The organism is Phenylobacterium sp., assembly GCF_046463815.1.
In the GTDB taxonomy this organism is placed as follows: Bacteria; Pseudomonadota; Alphaproteobacteria; order Caulobacterales; family Caulobacteraceae; genus Phenylobacterium.
Map to the genome: position 1 here is coordinate 60,663 of NZ_JBKBRO010000012.1, position 19,449 is coordinate 80,111.

General features: G+C 70.6%; 21 protein-coding genes. 17 read left to right on the plus strand and 4 right to left on the minus strand.

Annotated features, from left to right (window positions below):
* Positions 1-14: 14 nt before the first annotated feature.
* From ACK4TT_RS09870 to ACK4TT_RS09925, 12 genes are all read left to right on the plus strand, one after another.
* On the plus strand, positions 15-1,670 hold the full coding sequence (locus tag ACK4TT_RS09870) for a M28 family metallopeptidase (RefSeq protein WP_410212918.1): 1,656 nt from the start codon (positions 15-17) through the stop codon (positions 1,668-1,670).
* 110 nt (positions 1,671-1,780) lie between these two features.
* Complete coding sequence (locus ACK4TT_RS09875) at positions 1,781-2,602, plus strand: DUF72 domain-containing protein (RefSeq protein ID WP_409634815.1); 822 nt, start codon at positions 1,781-1,783, stop codon at positions 2,600-2,602.
* Positions 2,599-4,197, plus strand: a complete 1,599-nt coding sequence (locus tag ACK4TT_RS09880; RefSeq protein WP_410212919.1) for a tetratricopeptide repeat protein — start codon at positions 2,599-2,601, stop codon at positions 4,195-4,197. The genes ACK4TT_RS09875 and ACK4TT_RS09880 overlap by 4 nt, the downstream gene beginning before the upstream one ends.
* Before the next feature lie 102 nt (positions 4,198-4,299).
* The gene (locus tag ACK4TT_RS09885) at positions 4,300-4,920 is read left to right on the plus strand and encodes a TetR/AcrR family transcriptional regulator (protein ID WP_409634820.1); all 621 of its coding nucleotides are present in this window, start codon (positions 4,300-4,302) and stop codon (positions 4,918-4,920) included.
* 5 nt (positions 4,921-4,925) lie between these two features.
* The gene (locus ACK4TT_RS09890; RefSeq protein ID WP_410212920.1) at positions 4,926-5,972 is read left to right on the plus strand and encodes an alpha/beta hydrolase; all 1,047 of its coding nucleotides are present in this window, start codon (positions 4,926-4,928) and stop codon (positions 5,970-5,972) included.
* A 14-nt stretch (positions 5,973-5,986) separates the two neighbouring features.
* Positions 5,987-6,967: an NADPH:quinone oxidoreductase family protein gene (locus tag ACK4TT_RS09895; protein WP_410212935.1), complete on the plus strand. Its 981-nt coding sequence runs from the start codon at positions 5,987-5,989 to the stop codon at positions 6,965-6,967.
* 2 nt (positions 6,968-6,969) lie between these two features.
* Complete coding sequence (gene map / locus ACK4TT_RS09900) at positions 6,970-7,719, plus strand: type I methionyl aminopeptidase (protein ID WP_410212921.1); 750 nt, start codon at positions 6,970-6,972, stop codon at positions 7,717-7,719.
* Between the two features lie 87 nt (positions 7,720-7,806).
* Entirely contained in the window at positions 7,807-7,941 is a 135-nt protein-coding gene (gene rpmH / locus ACK4TT_RS09905; RefSeq protein WP_293482274.1) for a 50S ribosomal protein L34, read from the plus strand.
* Between the two features lie 167 nt (positions 7,942-8,108).
* The gene (gene rnpA, locus ACK4TT_RS09910) at positions 8,109-8,477 is read left to right on the plus strand and encodes a ribonuclease P protein component (protein WP_409634830.1); all 369 of its coding nucleotides are present in this window, start codon (positions 8,109-8,111) and stop codon (positions 8,475-8,477) included.
* Between the two features lie 36 nt (positions 8,478-8,513).
* Positions 8,514-10,304 carry a membrane protein insertase YidC gene (gene yidC / locus ACK4TT_RS09915; RefSeq protein ID WP_409634833.1) on the plus strand — a complete coding sequence of 597 codons (1,791 nt, stop codon included), beginning with the start codon at positions 8,514-8,516 and terminating at the stop codon, positions 10,302-10,304.
* Positions 10,305-10,307: 3 nt separating this feature from the next.
* On the plus strand, positions 10,308-10,958 hold the full coding sequence (gene yihA / locus ACK4TT_RS09920; protein ID WP_410212922.1) for a ribosome biogenesis GTP-binding protein YihA/YsxC: 651 nt from the start codon (positions 10,308-10,310) through the stop codon (positions 10,956-10,958).
* Positions 10,959-11,033: 75 nt separating this feature from the next.
* Positions 11,034-12,176 (plus strand): acyl-CoA dehydrogenase family protein, encoded by a 1,143-nt coding sequence (locus ACK4TT_RS09925; RefSeq protein ID WP_409634838.1) that lies wholly within the window; start codon positions 11,034-11,036, stop codon positions 12,174-12,176.
* Positions 12,177-12,182: 6 nt separating this feature from the next.
* On the opposite strand, the gene ACK4TT_RS09930 is transcribed toward ACK4TT_RS09925, so the two are convergent.
* Genes ACK4TT_RS09930 through ACK4TT_RS09940 form a run of 3 tightly spaced genes read right to left on the minus strand, consistent with a single transcriptional unit; the run spans position 12,183 to position 14,085 of the window.
* Positions 12,183-12,431 carry a hypothetical protein gene (locus ACK4TT_RS09930; protein WP_409634840.1) on the minus strand — a complete coding sequence of 83 codons (249 nt, stop codon included), beginning with the start codon at positions 12,429-12,431 and terminating at the stop codon, positions 12,183-12,185.
* Positions 12,412-12,633 carry a hypothetical protein gene (locus tag ACK4TT_RS09935; protein ID WP_409634843.1) on the minus strand — a complete coding sequence of 74 codons (222 nt, stop codon included), beginning with the start codon at positions 12,631-12,633 and terminating at the stop codon, positions 12,412-12,414. The genes ACK4TT_RS09930 and ACK4TT_RS09935 overlap by 20 nt, the downstream gene beginning before the upstream one ends.
* A 9-nt stretch (positions 12,634-12,642) precedes the next feature.
* Positions 12,643-14,085, minus strand: a complete 1,443-nt coding sequence (locus tag ACK4TT_RS09940; protein ID WP_409634846.1) for an NADP-dependent isocitrate dehydrogenase — start codon at positions 14,083-14,085, stop codon at positions 12,643-12,645.
* Between the two features lie 107 nt (positions 14,086-14,192).
* Between ACK4TT_RS09940 and ACK4TT_RS09945 the strand changes: the two genes are divergently transcribed.
* The gene (locus tag ACK4TT_RS09945; RefSeq protein ID WP_409634849.1) at positions 14,193-15,086 is read left to right on the plus strand and encodes a LysR substrate-binding domain-containing protein; all 894 of its coding nucleotides are present in this window, start codon (positions 14,193-14,195) and stop codon (positions 15,084-15,086) included.
* Here ACK4TT_RS09945 and ACK4TT_RS09950 read toward each other — a convergent pair.
* A complete protein-coding gene (locus ACK4TT_RS09950; protein ID WP_409634943.1) occupies positions 15,083-16,315 on the minus strand; it encodes an amidohydrolase family protein in 1,233 nt (410 codons plus the stop codon). The genes ACK4TT_RS09945 and ACK4TT_RS09950 overlap by 4 nt on opposite strands.
* Positions 16,316-16,486: 171 nt before the next feature.
* Here ACK4TT_RS09950 and argB point away from each other — a divergent pair, with 171 nt between their 5' ends.
* The 4 genes from argB (at position 16,487) to ACK4TT_RS09970 (ending at position 19,448) form a co-directional block, all read left to right on the plus strand.
* On the plus strand, positions 16,487-17,401 hold the full coding sequence (argB, locus tag ACK4TT_RS09955) for an acetylglutamate kinase (protein ID WP_409634852.1): 915 nt from the start codon (positions 16,487-16,489) through the stop codon (positions 17,399-17,401).
* The gene (locus tag ACK4TT_RS09960) at positions 17,398-18,075 is read left to right on the plus strand and encodes a pyrimidine 5'-nucleotidase (RefSeq protein ID WP_410212923.1); all 678 of its coding nucleotides are present in this window, start codon (positions 17,398-17,400) and stop codon (positions 18,073-18,075) included. The genes argB and ACK4TT_RS09960 overlap by 4 nt, the downstream gene beginning before the upstream one ends.
* Positions 18,075-18,905 carry a 2,3,4,5-tetrahydropyridine-2,6-dicarboxylate N-succinyltransferase gene (gene dapD / locus ACK4TT_RS09965; RefSeq protein ID WP_409634857.1) on the plus strand — a complete coding sequence of 277 codons (831 nt, stop codon included), beginning with the start codon at positions 18,075-18,077 and terminating at the stop codon, positions 18,903-18,905. The genes ACK4TT_RS09960 and dapD overlap by 1 nt, the downstream gene beginning before the upstream one ends.
* A 93-nt stretch (positions 18,906-18,998) precedes the next feature.
* Entirely contained in the window at positions 18,999-19,448 is a 450-nt protein-coding gene (locus tag ACK4TT_RS09970) for a hypothetical protein (protein WP_409634859.1), read from the plus strand.
* The last annotated feature ends 1 nt before the right edge of the window (position 19,449 follow it).

The window sequence follows — 19,449 nt, forward strand, 5'->3', positions numbered from 1 at the left end:
TACCGAGTGTGCGAATGAAAAAGCTTCTCCTCTGCGCCGCGGCGGCCGCCGCTTTCGCCACCGCCGCCTACGCGGCCCCGGCGCCGCTCGACGGCGCCCGGATCATGCAGGACATCAAGGTCCTGTCGTCCGACGCGTTCGAGGGCCGCGGCCCGGCCACCCCCGGCGAGGAGAAGACCGTCGCCTACCTCATCCAGCAGATGAAGGCCGCCGGGCTCCAGCCGGCCGGCGACAAGCAGGCCGACGGAAGCCGCGCCTGGACCCAGGACGTGCCGCTCGCCCGCTTCGCCACCAAGGGCCCGGTGGCCGCCAGCTTCACCGCCGCGGGCCAGGTCCGCAGCCTGACCCAGGGCGAGGAAATCGCCATCCGCGCCGCCCAGACCGGCGTCGACCGGCTGACCGTCAAGGACGCCCCCGTCGTCTTCGTCGGCTACGGCGTGAAGGCGCCCGAGCGGAACTGGGACGACTTCAAGGGCATGGACCTGAAGGGCAAGGTGGCCCTCGTCCTCGTCAACGACCCCGACTTCGAGACCGGTGAAGGCGACTTCGGCGGCAAGGCCATGACCTACTACGGCCGCTGGACCTACAAGTACGAAGAAGCCGCCCGCCAGGGCGCGATCGGCTTCCTGGTGATCCACGAGACGGCGCCCGCCTCCTACGGCTGGGCGACCGTCAAGAACTCCAACACCAACGAGATCTTCGACGTCATCCGCAAGGACCCGACCGAGGCGCACGCGCCGCTGGAGGGCTGGGTGCAGCGCGACCTCGCCGTCGACCTGATGAAGGCCGCCGGCCTCGACTTCGAGGCCCTGAAGGCGCAGGCCCAGACCCGCGACTTCAAGCCGGTGGAACTGAAGGGCGTGACCTTCTCCACCGACTACGCCGTCGACGCCCAGAAGGTCGTCTCCAAGAACGTGCTGGGCGTCGTCCCGGGCAAGAGCCGGCCCGAGGAACGCGTCTTCTACACCGCCCACTGGGACCACCTGGGCGTGGGCCTGCCCGACGCCAAGGGCGACAGGATCTACAACGGCGCCCTCGACAACGCCTCGGGCACGGCGGCCCTCCTGGAGCTGGGCCGCGCCTTCGCCAAGGGGCCGAAGCCCGAGCGCTCGGTCGTCTTCCTGGCGGTGACCGCCGAGGAGAAGGGCCTGCTGGGTTCGGAATACTACGCCGACAACCCGATCTATCCGCTGGCCACCACCGTCGCCTCGCTGAACATGGACGGCGTGAACCTCATCGGCCCGACCAGGGACGTGACCATGTCGGGCGACGCGCCCCTGACCCTTAAGGACGACCTGGTCCGCGTGGCCGCCGCCAAGGGCATGACCTTCTCGCCCGACCCGAACCCGCAGGCGGGCAGCTTCTTCCGCTCGGACCACTTCCCGTTCGCCAAGCGCGGCGTGCCGGCGATCTCGTTCGGCTCTGGCGAGGATCTGGTCGACGGGGGCAAGGCCGCCGGAAAGGCGCTCAGCGAAGCCTATGTGAAGGACAAGTACCACCAGCCCGCCGACGAGTTCGATCCGAACTGGAAGACCGACGGCCTCGTCCAGGAGCTCTCGATCTTCTACGAGATGGGCTCCGAGCTGGCCAATTCGAAGACCTGGCCGGAATGGAAGGCCGGCGCCGAGTTCAAGGCCGAGCGCGACAAGACCGCGGCGTCGCGGAAGTAGGACGCAAGGGGCGAGGGGCGGCGCCGGGCGCGCCGCCCCCAACCTGCGGGAACATCTTGAGAACACAACCGATCGGCGTTAGCTAGGCGGAGCTGACGAGGGAGGTCCCGATGACGGGCATGGGCCGGATCCGCTGCGGGATCGGGGGCTGGACATTCGAGCCCTGGCGCGGGGTCTTCTATCCCAAGGGGCTGAAGCATGCCGACGAACTGGCCTACGCGTCCCGGCGCCTCACCGCCATCGAGATCAACGGCACCTACTATTCCAGCTTCAAGCCCGACAGCTGGGCCAAGTGGCGGGCGGCGACGCCCGACGGCTTCAGGTTCGCGGTGAAGGCCAGCCGCTTCTGCACCAACCGCAAGGTGCTGTCCGACGGCAAGGCCAGCATGGACATCTTCCTGGGCCAGGGCCTGACCGAGCTGGGCGACCGCCTGGGGCCGATCCTGTGGCAGTTCGCGCCGACCAAGAAGTTCGACCACGACGAGTTCGCCGCCTGGCTCGACCTCCTGCCGCGCAAGCTGGAGGGCCTGCCGCTGCAGCACGTGGTCGAGGTGCGCAACGCCTCCTTCGCCGATCCGAAGTTCGTGGGCCTGTGCCGCGACCGGAACGTGGCGATCTGCAACTCCGAGAACGAGAACTACCCCTTCATCCCGGACGTCACCGCCGACTTCGTCTACCTGCGCCTGCTGTCGGCCGACGACAGCATCCCGACGGGCTACGAGGCGCCGGTCCTGGACGCCTGGGCCGACCGCCTCCGGGCCTATGCGGCGGGCGGCGTGCCGGGCGACTTCCAGCCCCTGGACCGCACCGGCCCCCCCGAGACGCCGCGCGACGTCTACGCCTTCGTCATCCACGAGGGGAAGGTCCGCGCCCCGGCCGCGGCCATGGAGTTCATCAGGCGCGTGGACCCGGAGTTCAGGGCCGGCGTGTGACCGCATCGGACGATCTCCACGCCGAAGGCCTCGCGCTGGCGCGCGCCGGACGGATCGCCGAGGCGGCCGACCGGCTGGAGCGCCTCGTGGCGCTGGCGCCGGAACATGCCCGGGGGTGGGCCATGCTCGGGCAGTTGCGGCTGGAACTGTCCGACCCGCGCGCCGCACTGACCGCCTTCGATCATGCGATCGCGCTCGAACCGGCGCGGGCCGCCAACCACCTCAATCGCGGAGCGGCGCTCGCCCGCCTGGAAGATTTCGCCCAGGCGCTGTCGAGCTACGACCGCGCGCTGGAACTCGACCCCGCGATGGCCCAGGCGCACGGGAACCGGGCCCAGGCGCTCAACGAACTGGAGCGGCCCGATGACGCCGCCGCCGCCGCGCGGGCGGCGCTGGCTCTGCAGCCCGGCCATGCCGCCGCCTGGGGCCACCTGGGGAACGCCCTCTACAGCCTGGCGCGCTATGAGGAGGCGCTTGAGGCGTTTCGCTCGGGGCTGGCCGTCCGGCCGGGGGACTATGACGCGCTTTGCAACGCCGGCATGGCGCTGACCGCTCTCGGCCGCTATGGCGAGGCCGCCGCCGTGCTGGACGCCGCCGTGGAGGCGCGGCCGGCCGAGGGCCTGGCCCGCTACCGCCGCGCCCACGCCCGGCTGACGGTCGGCGACTTCGGCCGCGGGTGGGCCGACTATGAAAGTCGCTGGTCCACGCCGCTGTTCACGCGCAGCTCGTCCGGCGTCGTCACGCCGGAAACCCGATCGCGTCTGGCCCTCGCGCCGCGACCTGCCGATTTCGAGGGCCAACGGGTCCTGGTCCTCGCCGAACAGGGGATTGGGGATCAAATCCTGTTCGCCAGCATATTGCCCGACCTCGCCTCCGTGGCGCGCGGGGTGACGCTGGCCTGCGATCCCCGGCTCGTGTCCCTGTTTCGCCTGAGCTTCCCGGGAGTCGCCTGCGTCGCGAACGAAGACGTCCCGGCGCTGGACCGGGAGGCCTTCGACCTGACGGTGGCGATCGGCAGCCTCCCCCACGCCTGGCGGCGAGACGACAGCGCCTTCACCGGGCGGCCATATCTGGCGCCTCGCACCACAGCCACCGAAGGCTGGAAGGCCCGTCTGGCCGAGCGGCCCGCGCGACGGCGCATCGGGATCTCCTGGCGGGGTGGAGCGAAGCGGACCGGCGCCGCGGCGCGGTCCTTGCCGCTCGCCCGGCTCGCCTCGGCCCTGTCGGGGCCCGGAACGGAGTTGGTGAGCCTGCAGTACGGCGACGTGGAAGCCGAGGTGGAGGCCGCGAACGCCGCCCTCGATCGGCCCGTCCGCCTGTTCGATCCCGCCGAGATCGACGACTTCGAAGACCTGGCCGGCCTGGTCTGCGCCCTGGACCTGATCGTGACGGTGCAGACCGCGGTCGTGCATCTGAGCGGGGCGCTGGGCAGGCCCGCCCTGGTCATGGTCCCGAAGAAGCCGGAATGGCGCTACGGCGCGGCGGGCGAACGGATGCCCTGGTACGGATCGGTGCGGCTTTTCCGGCAGGCCAGCGACGAAGACTGGAGCCCCGTGCTGGATCGCGTCGCCCAGGCCGCGGCCGCGATGGGCTGAGCATCGGCCCGCGGCCGTAACCTTACGAGACCCTTGCGGCGCATCGCGGGACGCGCGTAAGTGACGGGCGTCACTTTCGTAGCTCGAGTCCGTACACGCCCCATGGCCCAGGTCGCCTATCTCCCTGCCGGCAAGCGCGAGCAGACGAAGGTCCAGAACCGTCAGGCGATCCTGGACGCCGCGCGCGAGGTGTTCGGGGAGCTGGGCTACGACCAGGCTACGGTGCGGGACATCATCCGCCGCACCGGCCTCGCGGCCGGCACCTTCTACAACTACTACCGCTCCAAGGAGGAGGTGTTCGCGGCCCTGGCCGACGACGGCGCCCGCCGCTTCGCCCCGGTGCTGAAGACCCTGCGCGCCTCGGGCGCCGACTTCGAGACCTTCGTGCGCCAGGCCATCGCCGCCTACTTCGGCTTCCTGGCCGACGAGCACACGAGCTGGATGGCCAAGCGCCCGCCGGGCGAGCCCCAGCCCCACGTCCAGGGCGAGACGCCCGAGATGGCCGCGGTGTTCGCAGAGGTGCGCGACGCCATCGTCGAGGCCATCGCCGCCGGCGGCGAGCCGGCCTCCGACCCCGACTACATGGCCGCCGCCTGCATCGCCATCGCCCGCGAGATCGGCGACAAGATGCTGGAGCGGCGCCCGATCGACACCGAGGCCGCCACCGACTTCGCCGTGGCCATGATCCTCTGCGGCCTGCACGGCCTGCCGGCCAAGGCCTGAACGGCATGGCCTCGCCCGCCGTCCAGCGCTTCGCCGTCCGCGCCCTTCTGTCCCTGCCCGCCCCGGTGCTCCGGCTGATGGCCGGCGGCGGCGTGGTCTACCGGGGCGGCCGCACCCTCGACCCGCGCCTGCAGTTCCTGGCCGCCCAGGCCAGGAAGGCGCCGCCCATGCAGAGCCTGTCGGTGGAGGAGGCCCGTCGAAGCGAAGAGAACGCCATCGCCCAGGTGTCCGGCGATCCTGAACCCGGCGTGCGCTGGGAGGACCTCACGATCCCTGGCGCCGCCGGCGATATCCCCGCCCGCGCCTATCGTCCCGAGGTCCAGGACCCGTCCGCGCCCCTGATGGTCTGGGCCCACATGGGCGGGGGCGTGATCGGCTCCATCGGGACCACCCACGCCTTCTGCACCCTGCTGGCGAGGATCGCCCGCTGCGCCGTGCTGTCCGTCGACTACCGGCTTTCGCCCGAGCACCGCTTCCCGGCAGGGCTGGAGGACGTGCTCGCCGCCTACCGCTTCGGCCGCGACAACGCCGGCCGCTTCGGCGCGCCCGATGGCCATGCGGCCATCGGCGGCGATTCCATGGGCGGGAACTTCGCCGCCATCGTCTGCCAGGAGCTCAGGAAGGCGGGCGAGCCGCAGCCCGCCCTGCAGCTCCTCGTCTATCCCTGCACCGACGTGGCCTCCCAGAGCGCCTCCATGCAGACCTACGGCGACGCCTTCCCGCTCTCGCGGCCGATGATGGACTGGTTCATGGGCCACTACCTGGGCCCAGGCGATGATCCGGCCGACCCGCGCCTGTCGCCCCTGCGCGCCAGGAGCCTGAAGGGCCTGGCGCCCGCCGTGGTGGCCACCGCCGGCTTCGATCCCCTGGTCGACCAGGGCGAGGCCTATGCGAAGAAGCTCCGCGACGCGGGCGTCCCCGTGGCCTACCGCTGCTACGATGGCCTGGCCCACGCCTTCACCGCCTTCACGGGCGCCGTTCCCGCCGCCGACGTCGCCTGCCGGGAAATCGCCGGCCTCGTGCGCGAGGGTTTCGAAGGCCGTATCGCCTGATGGGCGGGGACGTGATGCGGGCCCTGGTGGTCGAGAGGTTGGCGCCCGATTACGCCGGCTGCGTCGTCAAGAAGCTGCCCGTCCCCGAGCCGGGTCCCGGCGAAGTCCGCGTCCGGGTCCGCGCCGCCGCCGTCAACTTCCCCGACCTGATGCAGACGCGCGGCGAGCACCAGCACAAGCCGCCGCTCCCCTTCACGCCGGGCATGGAGCTGGCGGGCGAGGTGGACGCGGTGGGACCGGGCGTGACGGACTTCGTCCCAGGCGATCCGGTGGCCGGCGGCGCCCGCAACGCCTGCGCCGAGTTCGCCATCGTCCCCGCCGCCCAGCTCCGCCGCAAGCCGCAGGCCCTGACCTTCGCCCAGGCGGCCGGCTATCCGGTGGCCTACCTCACCGCCTACGTGGCCCTGGTGCGCGCGGCGAACGTCCAGCCGGGCGAGTGGGTGCTGGTTCATGGCGCGGCCGGCGGCGTGGGCCTGGCCGCCGTCGACCTCGCCAAGTTGCTGGGCGCCAAGGTGATCGCCGCGTCGGCCTCCGACGCCAAGCTGAAGGTCATCGCCGACGAGTACGCCCCGGACGCGACGGTCAACGTCGCCGGCGGGTTCCGCGAGCGGGTCAAGGAGATCACCGGGGGCCGGGGCGCCGACGTCATCTACGATCCGGTGGGCGGCGACGTCTTCGACGAATCGACCCGCTGCATCGCCTTCGGCGGCCGCATCCTCACGATCGGCTTCACCTCGGGCCGCCTGCCCACGCTCCCCGTGAACATCGCGCTCATCAAGGGCTTCTCGGTCCACGGCGTGCGCGCCGGCGAGTACGGCCGCCAGTTCCCCGACAAGGGCCGCGAAAACACCGAGGCCATCTGGAAGCTCGCCGAGGAGGGCCGGGTGAAACCCCGCGTCGACCGCGAATTCCCGCTGGACGAATGGCGCGAGGCGTTCGAGACCCTGGCGAGGCGCACAGTCGTCGGCAAGACCATCATCCGCCCGGACCTCTGACCATGACCATCGGCAGCGAGGACGAACTGGAGAAGCTCAAGGCCGCGGGGCGCCTCGTGGCGCGCACGCTGAAGGCCATGGGCGAGGCCCTGGAGCCCGGCATGACCACGCGCGAGCTGGACGACCTCGGCCGCCGGATGCTGGAGGACTCCGGCGCACGGTCCGCGCCCGAGCTGACCTACGGCTTCCCCGGCGCCACCTGCATCTCCATCGGGCCCGACGTGGCCCACGGCATCCCGGGCGACCGGAAGGTCGAGGCGGGCGACCTGATCAACATCGACGTCTCGGCCGAGCTGGACGGCTTCTTCGCCGACACCGGCGCGAGCTTCGCCGTGCCGCCGACCGCGCCCAGGGTCGAGAAGCTGTGCCGCGACGGCCGCCGGGCGCTTTGGAGCGGCATCCGCACGGTCCGTCCCGGGGCTCCGCTCAACGCGATCGGCAAGTCCATCGAGGCCTTCGCGCGGAAGAACGGCTACAGCCTGGTGCGCAATCTCGCCAGCCATGGCGTCGGCGCCAGCCTGCACGAGGCGCCCACCGAGATCGCCACCTGGTGGGAGCCATCCGACAGGCGCACCATGACCGAGGGCCTGGTCTTCACCATCGAGCCATTCCTGTCCCTGGGCGCCGACTGGGTGGAGGAGGCCGACGACGGCTGGACCCTGTTCCCGCCGGGCGGCCAGCCCACGGTGCAGTACGAGCACACCCTGGTGGTCACTCCGCGGGGCCCCGTGGTGCTGACGCTGGCCGATTGATGGCCGGATTGATGAGCGGGGGCTGTTGACAGGCCCCGCCCGTTCAACTATCCACCGCGCCTCGATTTTCGACCCCGGAGCCACCCAGTGAAGCGGACCTTTCAGCCCTCGCGTCTCGTGCGCAAGCGCCGTCACGGCTTCCGTCTGCGCATGTCCACCAAGAATGGACAGAAGGTGCTGGCCCGTCGTCGCGCCAAGGGCCGCAAGCGCCTGAGCGCCTAAGGCGCGCGTTTGTCATCCCGGATTCGCGGAACGCGAAGACCGGGACCCACGGACACCGATCCCTGATACAAGGCCCACGGCGGCGGCGCCGTGTTTGATCCTGCGCCCTTTCCGCGTATGGGTCCCGGTCTTCCGCTGCGCGGAAACCGGGATGACACGCTAGGTTGATGCCGGACGCCCCCTTCCCCATCGAACGCCTGAAGAAGCGGCCGGACTTCCTGCTCTGCGCGCAGGCGCCCTCGTGCGCCAAGGGCGCCGTGGTGGTCCAGGCCCGCGACCGCGCCGACGACCGGACCCTGGTCCGCGCCGGCTTCACCGCCACCAAGCGCATCGGCGGCGCCGTGGAGCGCAACCGGGCCAAGCGCCGGATGCGGGAGGCCGCCCGGCTGCTGCTGCCCGACCACGCCCGCCCCGGCTTCGACTATGTGTTCATCGCCCGTGGCGGTGTGACCACCCGCCCGTGGGCCCGTTTGCTTGACGACGTGAAAAGCGCGCTGATAAGGCTCGCGGCCGACCGTGAGGCCCCTCCTGGCTGAAGGCCTCTGTCCCCCTCTTCGGAACCCTCCCCCGACATGAGAGACGAAAACACCCGCAACACGATCATCTTCTTCGTGTGCGCGGCCCTCCTCCTGGTGCTGTACCAGGTGTTCGTGATCGATCCGGCCGCCAAGCGCCGCGAGGCCGAGCTGGCCCGCCAGGCGCCGCCCGCCGCGGCCGCCGCCGGCGCGCCGTCCGCGCCCCAGGTCCCCCAGGCCATGACCCGCCAGGCCGCCGTGGCGGCCACGCCCCGGGCGCCGATCGACACCGCCTCGCTGAAGGGTTCGCTGTCGCTGCGCGGCGCGCGCATCGACGACCTCTACCTCGTCCAGTACCGCCAGACGGTCGACAAGAACGCGCCGCCGGTCGAACTGCTGCGCCCCGAGGGCGCGCAGTACCCCTGGTTCGTGGAGCTGGGCTGGGTCGGCGCCAACGTGCCCGGCCTGCCCACCGCCCAGACGGTGTGGACGCTGTCCCAGGGCTCGACCCTGGCGCCCGGCCAGCCGGTGGTGCTGACCTATACCAACGGCCAGGGCCTGACCTTCACCCGCAAGGTGGAGATCGACGACCGCTACATGTTCACCGTCACCGACACGGTGGCCAACACCACGGGCCAGCCGGTCACCCTCGCCCCCTACGGCACGGTCCAGCGCCAGGGCGTGCCCGCCGACCTCGGCAAGAACCAGATCGTCCACGAGGGCGCCATCGGCTGGCTCGACGGCAAGCTGCGCCAGGTGAAGTACCGCAAGTGGGAGAAGGAGGGCGGCGGCCCGGCCTACGACTCCACCGGCGGCTGGCTCGGCGTCACCGACAAGTACTGGCTGGCGGCCCTGATCCCCGGCCAGGGCGAGCGCGTCACCGGCCAGTTCCGGCAGACCCAGGCCCCCGGCGTGAAGGTGCTGGACGCCAACTTCGTCGGCCAGCCCCGGATCATCCCGGCCGGCCGCCAGATCAGCGAGACCACCCACGTCTTCGCCGGCGCCAAGCAGGTCCCGGTGCTGCGCGAGTACGAGAAGGCCCTGGGCGTCACCCACTTCGACAACGCCGTCGACTGGGGCAACTTCTGGTTCCTGACCCGGCCGATCTTCCAGTTCCTGGAATTCATCCACCGCTACGTGGGCGCCTTCGGCCTGGCCATCCTGGCGCTGACCGTCGTCGTCCGGCTGATCTTCTTCCCGCTGGCCAACAAGCAGTACGAGTCGATCACCAAGATGAAGAAGGTGCAGCCCCAGATGGAGGAGCTGCGCAAGAAATATAAGGACGACCCGGCCAAGCAGCAGCAGGAGCTGCTCGCCCTCTACCAGCGCGAGAAGGTGAACCCGCTGGCAGGCTGTCTGCCGCTGCTGCTGCAGATCCCGGTCTTCTACTCGCTCTACAAGGTGCTCAGCGTCACCATCGAGATGCGCCACGCGCCGTTCATGGGCTGGATCAAGGACCTCTCGGCGCGCGATCCCACGACCATCTGGAACCTGTTCGGCCTGGTCCCCTGGGACCCCGCCACGGCCCCGCTGATCGGCGGCTTCCTGAACGGCCCCCTGCACCTGGGCGTGCTGCCGATCCTCTACGGCGTCACCATGTGGCTCACCATGGCCATGAGCCCGCCGGCCGGCGACCCCGTCCAGCAGAAGATCTTCCAGTTCATGCCGCTGATCTTCACCTTCATCATGGCCCCCTTCGCCGTGGGCCTGCTGATCTACTGGACCTGGTCCAACGTGCTGACGCTCCTGCAGCAGTACGTGATCATGCGCCGGTTCCAGGTCGACAATCCGATCGACCAGATCATCCGCAAGGTGACCGGCGGCGGCCGGGCCAGGGACGTCGGCTAGCCGATGGCGGACGAGGCGGCCTTCGACGCCGAGGAGCTGGAGGCCGCGCGCGTCCTGTTCGCGCATCCCGTGCGCTTCCTCATGGGGGCGGTGTCGATCGCGGGCCTGCCCGACACGGACCTGCCCGAGGTGGCCTTCGCCGGCCGCTCCAACGTGGGCAAGAGCTCGCTGATCAACGCGGTGACCGGCCGCAAGGACCTGGCGCGCGCCTCCAACGAGCCCGGGCGCACCCGCGAGGTGAACTTCTTCGTGGCCGACGAGAAGCTGCGCCTGGTGGACCTGCCCGGCTACGGCTGGGCCCGGGCCTCGAAGTCGGTGGCCCGGAAGTTCCAGAACCTCGGCCGCGACTACCTGCGCGGCCGGCCGAACCTGAAGCGGGTCTATCTGCTGATCGACGCCCGCCACGGCCTGAAGGAACCGGATCGGGAGGCGCTCGACGCTCTCGACGTGGCCGCCGTCTCCTACCAGATCGTGCTCACCAAGGCCGACAAGCTGAAGGCCGCCGAGGTGGCGAAGGTCACCGCCGAGACGCTCCAAAAGGTCTCCAGACGCCCGGCCGCCTTCCCGCGCGTGCTGGCCACCTCCTCCGAGAAGGGGACCGGCATCCCCGAGCTGCGCGCCGAGATCCTGGCGGCGTGTTTCCCGTCCGTCTGAGGACGGGCCGGGCAAGCCTCTTCCCCGACCCAACGGCAACCCGCTAACTCGGCTCCGGAAACGCCGGAGATCCCGATGCTGCAGACCGACGCCCGCACCGTCTACGACGAGGACCTGAACGTCTTCCGCGACCAGGTGCGCAAGTTCTTCGAACGCGAACTGATCCCCAACCTCGACCGATGGGAGGAGGAGGGCATCGTCGACCGCGCCTTCTGGCGGGCCTGCGGCGAGGCCGGCCTGCTCTGCCCCGGCGTCCCGGCCGAGTACGGCGGCCTGGGCCTCGACTTCCGCTACAACGCCGTGATCGACGAGGAGCTGTCCTACGCGGGCTCTTCGGCCGGCATCACGCTGCAGTCCGACATCGTCGCCGACTACATCGTCAACTACGGCTCGGAAGAACAGAAGCGCGAGTGGCTGCCCAAGATGGTCTCGGGGGAGGCCATCACCGCCATCGCCATGACCGAGCCCGGCACCGGCTCGGACCTCCAGGCCGTGCGCACCACCGCCAGGCGCGACGGGAACGAGTACGTCGTCAACGGGTCCAAGATCTACATCACCAACGGCCAGAACGCCGACCTCGTCATCGTGGTGGCCAAGACCGACCCCAACGCCGGCTCCAAGGGCGTGTCGCTGATCCTGGTGGAGGCAGACCGCGCCGGCTTCAAGCGCGGCCGCAACCTCGACAAGATCGGCCAGAACTCGGCCGACACCTCCGAGCTGTTCTTCGAGGACGTGCGCGTGCCCACGGCCAATTGCCTGGGCGAGGAGGGCAAGGGCTTCGCCTACCTGATGACGCAGTTGCCGCAGGAGCGCCTGGGCATCGCCGTCTCGGGCCAGGCCGGCGCCCAGCGGGCCTTCGACGAGGCGGTGAAGTTCACCAAGGAGCGCAAGGCCTTCGGCCAGACGGTGTTCGACTTCCAGAACACCCGCTTCACGCTCGCGGGCCTCAAGGCCAAGCTGCAGGCCGGCTGGGCCCACCTGGACTGGTGCATCGCCCGCCATCTGGAAGGCAAGCTCACGGCCGCCGAGGCCTCGGCCGCCAAGCTCTTCCACACCGAGCTCCAGTGGGAGGTCTGCGACGCCGCCCTCCAGCTCCACGGCGGCGCGGGCTACATGAACGAGTACCCGATCGCCCGCATGTGGCGCGACGCCCGGGTTCAACGGATCTATGGCGGCACGTCCGAGATCATGAAGGAGGTCGTCGCCCGGACGATCTGATGCTGCTCAGCCGTCGTCGTTGTCCGCGCGGACCACCTCGAAGTGGACCCGGTCGTCCCCCGCCCAGATCGCCTGCAACCGCCGCCGCATGGCCTCGGCGGGTTCGCGCCCGGCGTAGGGGCCGACCACCTCCGCCCAGCGACGCCACGACCGCGTGCCGTCGCCCCAGCAACCCCCGATCACCCAATAGAGGGCCGAGGAGTCCTGAACGGGCGCGGGCCGGGGCGGCGGGGCGTCAGGCCGCGCGGGCGGCATGGGCGTCCTCCACGATCGTGAACCGCACCCGCGCATCGTGCGTGTGGGCGAAGCTCAGCTTCCGCCAGCACGCCTCGGCGTCGTAGCGCGTCGGGAAAGGGCCCAGCTCCGCCACCCAGGTGCGGGATGTGAAGCTGAGGTCGGTGTAGCGGCCGCCGATCACCCAGTAGCCGCCGTTTTCCGTCGGGTCCCAGCGGGTCATCGCCGCCTCCTATTGACCTTGGCCCAGGCTGAAGCCGGGCTCGCCGTCGAAGGTGCAGAGGTGCTCGGTCTTGATGAACTCGACCCCCGCCGCGGCGGCGCGGCTGCTCAGCGCCGCGATCTCGGTCAACGGCACCGGACCGCCGCCGTTCATGAACCGGCAGCGCCAATGGTCGGTGCAGAAGGTCTCGGGCAGGCCGTCAGGCCACACCTTCACGCCCCGGTTGGTGATCATCTTCAGGCCGAGCGGCCCCTGTTCGATGGCCTTCAGCCGCTGGGCGAGGTCGTCCGGCCCGCCCCGCCATTCGACGAACAGGTCCACGCCCACGGTTTCCTTCCGCGCGGCCGGCCGCGGCTTGGTCGCGGGCGGCGTGAAGGGCCGGTCGGCGCCATAGCGCACGGGCGCCAGGCGCTGCGGCTCGCGGCCCAGCCGGTCGCACACCGCCGCGGCGAAGGCCTGGGTGCCGACCCGCTCGCGCGAGACGCCGTCGCGCCAGATGTCCTTGGTGTGGATTCCGTCCTCGAGCGTGGCGAGCCAGGCGTTGTGGACCCGCTCGGCCACCTCGGCCTGGCCGATGTGGTTCAGCATCATCACCCCGGCCAGCAGCAGGCCCGAGGGATTGGCCGCGTCCTGGCCGGCCAGCCTGGGGGCCGAGCCGTGGATGGCCTCGAACATGGCCATGTGCTCGCCGATGTTGGACGAGCCCGCGAGCCCGACCGAGCCGGCGATCTGGGCCGCCACGTCCGAGAGGATGTCGCCGTAGAGGTTCGGCATGACGATGACGTCGAACGCCTCGGGGCTGTCGGCCAGCTTGGCGGCGCCGATGTCGACGATCCAGTGCTCGTTCTCGATGTCGGGGTACTCGGCGGCCACCTCCTGGAAGACCCGGTGGAACAGGCCGTCCGTCAGCTTCATGATGTTGTCCTTGGTGAAGCCGGTGACCTTCCGCCGCCCGTTGGCCCGGGCGTACTCGAAGGCGTAGCGGACGATGCGCTCGCAGCCGGGCCGGCTCACCAGTTTCAGGCACTGATAGACCTCGTCGGTCTGCCGGTGCTCGATGCCGGCGTAGAGGTCCTCCTCGTTCTCGCGCACGATGACCACGTCCATCTTCGGATGGCGGGTGGGCACGAAGGGGGCGTAGGCGGCGCACGGGCGGACGTTGGCGTAGAGGCCCAGCGCCTTGCGGACGGTGACGTTCAGCGACTTGAAGCCGCCCCCCTGGGGCGTGGTGATGGGCGCCTTGTAGAACACCCGGGTGCGCCGCAGGCTGTCCCAGGCCGACGGCTCGATGCCGGCGGTCAGGCCGCGGCGATAGACCGCCTCACCGATCTCGATCGTCTCGATCTCCAGCGCCGCGCCGGCCGCCTCAAGGACCTTGAGGCTCGCCCGCATGATGTCGGGGCCGATGCCGTCCCCATAGGCCACGGTGATCGGCGTCTTCGCTTTGCTCATCTCTATGTCCCCTGGGGCTCCAGCGCCCCGTTCGGACGGGCCGATAGCCCAGGGCCGATCATGTTCGCAGTTGATTTTACAGATAGTCGAGATTAGCGATTTAAATCATGAGTGCGACACGCTCGGGCCTGCTCAATCTGGAGATCGATCTCCTGCGGACCTTCGTGACCATCGCGGAGGCCAGGAGCTTCACCCGCGCCGGCGAGCGGCTGGGCCGCTCCCAGTCGGCAATCAGCCTGCAGATGCGCAGGCTCGAGGATCGGCTCGGCCGCCGGCTGCTGTCGCGCGACCCGCGGCATGTGGTGCTGACCGCCGAGGGCGAGGCGATCCTGCCCCAGGCCCGGCGGATCCTGCGGCTCAACGACGAGATCGTCAGCCAGCTCGCCGAGGAGGACCTGGCGGGCGAGGTGCGTCTGGGGGCGCCGGAGGACTTCGCCACCGTTCACCTGCCGGAGATCCTGGGAGCCTTCGCCCGCGCCCACCCGAAGGTCAGCCTGGCGGTCACCTGCGACCTGACCCTGCACCTGCTCGACCGCCTGCGCGACGGCGCCCTCGACCTGGCGCTCATCAAGCGGGAGCCCATGGGGCCGGACATCGGGGTGCGGGTGTGGCGCGAGCCGCTGGTCTGGGCCGCCGCCGACCGGGGCGTGCTGGAGCCGGGCGGGGTCGCGCCGCTGGTCGTGGCGCCCAGTCCCTGTGTCTATCGAAAGCGCGCGATCACCGCCCTTGAGAGCGCGGGCCGGTCATGGCGGGCGGCCTACACGAGCCCGTCCCTGGCCGGCCAGCACGCGGCCCTGCGCGCCGGCCTGGGGATCACCGTCCTGCCGCGCGACATGACGCCAGCCGACCTCGTGGTGCTGGGCGCCGAGGATGGCCTGCCGCCGCTGCCCGACGCCGAGATCGCCCTGCTGCGGGCGCCCACCGCCGTCCCGCCCGCCGCCGAGCGCCTCGCCGACTTCGTCCTGTCGTCGCTCGACCGCGGGCAGGCCATGCCCCCCTAGGGCCGCTTCACCGCCTCGCCGCCCTTCATCACGAAGACCGGATGCTCCAGCACGGTGACGTCGGCCAGCGGGTCGCCCGCCACGCCGACGAGGTCGCCGTAGCGGCCCTTGGCCACCTGGCCCACGTCGGCCGACCAGCCCAGGGCCTCGGCGGCGTTCACCGTGGCCGACTGGATCGCCTGCAGCGGGGTCGCGCCGAAGCGCACCATCACCGCGAACTGGCGGGCGTTCTGGCCGTGCGGGTAGATGCCGGCGTCGGTGCCGAACACGTGCTTCACGCCGGCCTTCAGGCTCTTGCGGAAGCCCTCGCGCTGCGCCTCGGCCACCTCGCGGTCCTTGGCCAGGTTCGCCTCCAGCACGCCGTTCTTCTTGCCCTCGGCCTGGGTGTAGTCGGTGTTGTAGATGTCCATGCTGAACCAGGTCCCGCGCTCCTTGGCGAGCCGGACGCCCTCGTCGTCCACCAGGCTGACGTGCTCGATGGTGTCGACGCCGGCGCGGATGGCGTCCTTGATCCCGGCGGCCCCGTGGGCGTGGGCGGCGACCTTCAGACCGGCCATGTGCGCCTCGTCCACGATGGCCTTCATCTCCTCCAGCGTGAGCTGCTGGGCGCCGACCGAGGCCCCGCGCGAGAATACCCCGCCGGTGGCGCAGATCTTGATGACCTGGGCGCCGTACTTCTTCAGCCGGCGCACCGCCTCGCGGCCCTGGTCGGGACTGTCGGCGAGGTAGGGGCTCTTCTCGTCCATGGACGGCGGGAAGAAGGTGGAATCGCAGTGGCCGCCGGTGGCGCCGATCGCATAGGCCGCGCTCACCACCCGGGGACCCGGGATGTAGCCGCCGTCGATGGCCTCCCGCAGGCCGACGTCGGCGTAGAATTCCGAACCCACGTTGCGCACGGTGGTGAAGCCCGCCTCCAGCGTGTCCTTCGCGTACCGGGTGGCCACCGCCGTCCAGAAGGCGTCGGAGTATTCCAGGTAATTGTAGCCGCCGATCTCGGCCACGCTGGTCAGGTGGACGTGCATGTCGATCAGGCCCGGCAGCAGCGTCACGCCCGGCAGGTCCACCCGTTCCGCGCCCTCCGGGACCGCGTCGCCCTGGCGAGCCACATAGGCGATCCGTCCGTCGGTGATCACCACCAGGGGCTTCTCGACGTACTTGCCGCTCGCCACGTCCAGCAGCCGTTCGGCGCTCACCGCCACCGTGCCCGCCTGAGCCGCACCCGCCAGCATCGTCCCGGTCAGCGCCACTCCCGCGGCCAGCGCCGCCCACCCCCACGTCCTGCCCACGGAACCGCTCCCTCGATTGAAAGTCCGGTTTCCGCTTAGCACGCCCGCGCCTGGGTGACAGGGGGCCCCTCGTCCGCTATCGGAGCCCCGACCTCTAAGGGAGCCCGCAAGACGGTGAGCGAGACGACCGAAGGCCAAGGCTGGGCGACGGCCAAGACGCTCGCCGAGGCCCTGCCCTACATCCAGATCTACGACCGCGAAACCGTGGTCATCAAATATGGCGGCCACGCCATGGGCGAGGAGCAGGTGGCCAAGCTTTTCGCCGCCGACGTGGTGCTGCTCAAGATGCTGGGCCTGCACCCGGTCGTGGTCCACGGCGGCGGCCCGCAGATCTCGGCCATGCTGGAGCGGGCCGGCGTGAAATCCACCTTCGTGGACGGCCTGCGCGTCACCGACGCGGCCACCATGGAGGTCGCCGAGATGGTGCTGTCGGGCGCCATCAACAAGGAGATCGCCTCGTGGATCACCCAGGCCGGCGCAGAGGCCAAGGTGCGCGGCGTGGGCCTGTCAGGCAAGGACGCCCGGCTGATCACCGTCGAGAAGGTCACCCGCACCAAGAAGGACCCCGACAGCCAGATCGAGAAGGTCGTGGATCTGGGCTTCGTCGGCGAGCCCAAGGCCATCGACACCACCCTCCTGGAGGCCCTGATCCACGCCGAGGACGACTACATCCCGGTCGTCGCCCCCATCGGCGTGTCGGAGAAGGGCGAAACCTACAACGTCAACGCCGACACGGTGGCCGGCGCCTTGGCCGGCGCCCTGGGCGCCAAGCGCATGCTGCTGCTGACCGACGTGGCCGGCGTGCTGGATGCGAACGGCGAGCTGATGCGCCAGCTCACCGTCGGGGAGGCCCGCCAGGCCATCGCCGACGGCGTCGCCACGGGCGGCATGATCCCCAAGCTGGAGACCGCCATCGCCGCGGTCGAGGCCGGCGTCGAGGCCGTGGTCATCCTGGACGGGCGCCGCCCCCACGCCATGCTGGTCGAGCTGTTCACCGAGCACGGCGCGGGAACGCTGATTTGCCGGTGAACGCCGACCCGACCTCGCCCGATCTTCGCCATGTCGACACCTGGCTGTTCGACCTGGACAACACGCTCTACCCGGCCGAGTCCGGCTTCATGGCCGAGATCACGTCGCGGATGACCGACTTCGTGCAGAAGGTCACCGGCCTGCCGCGCGAGGCGGCCCATGCGCTCCAGAAGGCCTACCTCGCCGAGCACGGCCTGACGCTGAAGGGCATGATGCTGAACCACGGCGTCGACCCGCTGGAGTTCCACGCCATCTTCCACGACCTGTCGCTGGAAGCCCTGGCGCACGACCCCGAGCTGCTGGCGGGTCTCGCGCGCCTGCCCGGCCGGCGGCTGATCTTCACCAACGCCGACGACGTCCACGCCCGGCGGGTGCTGGAGCGGCTGGAGCTGTCGCACCTGTTCGACGACGTCTTCCACATCGGCTCGGCGGGCTACGAGCCCAAGCCCAGCCCAGAGGCCTTCGCCCGCATCGGCGCGGCGCATGCGGTCGATCCCGCGGTCACGGCCTTCTTCGAGGACTCGCAGCGCAACCTGGAGCCCGCCGCGGCGCTCGGCATGACCACCGTCCTGGTCGGTCCGCATGCGCCCACGGCCGAGGCGCCGTTCGTCCACCACAGAACCGAGAAGCTCGCGCCCTTCCTGCTGGGCGCGCACGTGAAGGGGGCCGCCTGATGTCCGAAGAGCTGAAGCGCGTGATCGAGGAGGCCTGGGAGGCCCGCGACGGGATCAGCGCCACCACCACCGGCCACGTCCGCGACGCGGTGATGACCACCATCGAGCAGCTCGACGCGGGCCAGATCCGCGTGGCCGAGCGCCAGGCCGACGGGACCTGGTTCACCCACCAGTGGGCCAAGCAGGCGATCCTGCTGTTCTTCCGCCTGACCGCGAACCGCCTGATCGACGCCGACGCCCCGCACCCCTACTGGGACAAGGTCCCGCTGAAGTTCACCGGCTGGGACGCCGCCCGCTTCGAGGCCGCGGGCTTCCGCGCCGTCCCCGGCTGCATCGTCCGCAAGGGCGCCTTTGTCGGCAAGGGCGTGGTGATGACGCCGTCCTTCGTGAACATCGGCGCCTACGTGGGCGAGGGCACCATGGTCGACACCTGGGCCACCGTCGGCTCCTGCGCCCAGATCGGGAAGAACTGCCACATCTCGGGCGGGGCCGGCATCGGCGGCGTGCTCGAGCCCCTGCAGGCCAACCCCACCATCGTCGAGGACAACTGCTTCATCGGCGCCCGGGCCGAGGTGGCGGAGGGCGTCATCGTGAGAGAGGGCAGCGTGCTCTCCATGGGCACCTTCATCACCGCCACGACGCCGATCATCGACCGCAAGACCGGCGAGGTCTTCACCGGCGAGGTGCCGCCCTATTCCGTGGTGGTTTCCGGCAATCGCCCCAACCCGGTCGACCCGGCCCTGCCCTCGACCTACTGCGCGGTGATCATGAAGCGCGTCGACGAGCGCACCCGCTCCAAGACGTCCATCAACGAGCTGCTCCGGGACTGATCCACCGGAAAACAGCCCTCCCGCCCGGCATAACGCCGTTGTGGATTGCTGCAACCCAAGGTTAGGCTTCGGCTGCACGGAATAGGAGGGACCATGAGGGCGGCGGCGATCACGGCTACAATCTGCGCGCTGGTCTCCGCGGGACCGGCGGCGGCCTACCAGGGCCCGCCCTCGGGCAAGGCGGCCATCTCGACCTTTCGGTGCTCCGGCCTGGCCCGCGCCACGCCGGACGCCGGTTACGGCGACCTGCAGCGGCGCATCGTCGTCACGCTGGATCAGAGCGTGGGTTTCGCCCCGGGGGCGCCCGGCGGAAGGCTCGCCGACGACCAGGGCCTTCTCACCGGACCGTTCACATGGAGCCTGAGCTATGGCGCGGCTGTCACCTATGCCGCCCATGGCGTCCAGTCCCCTGCGGGGACCTTGGATATCGCCTTCACCCAGGGGGGTGACGGGAACGTGTACGGCCTGACGATCACCGCGCGCGATTTCGTCGCCGGCGCCGACCGCGTGGTCTGGACCTTCGCCGCCCCCTGCGGGCCATAGC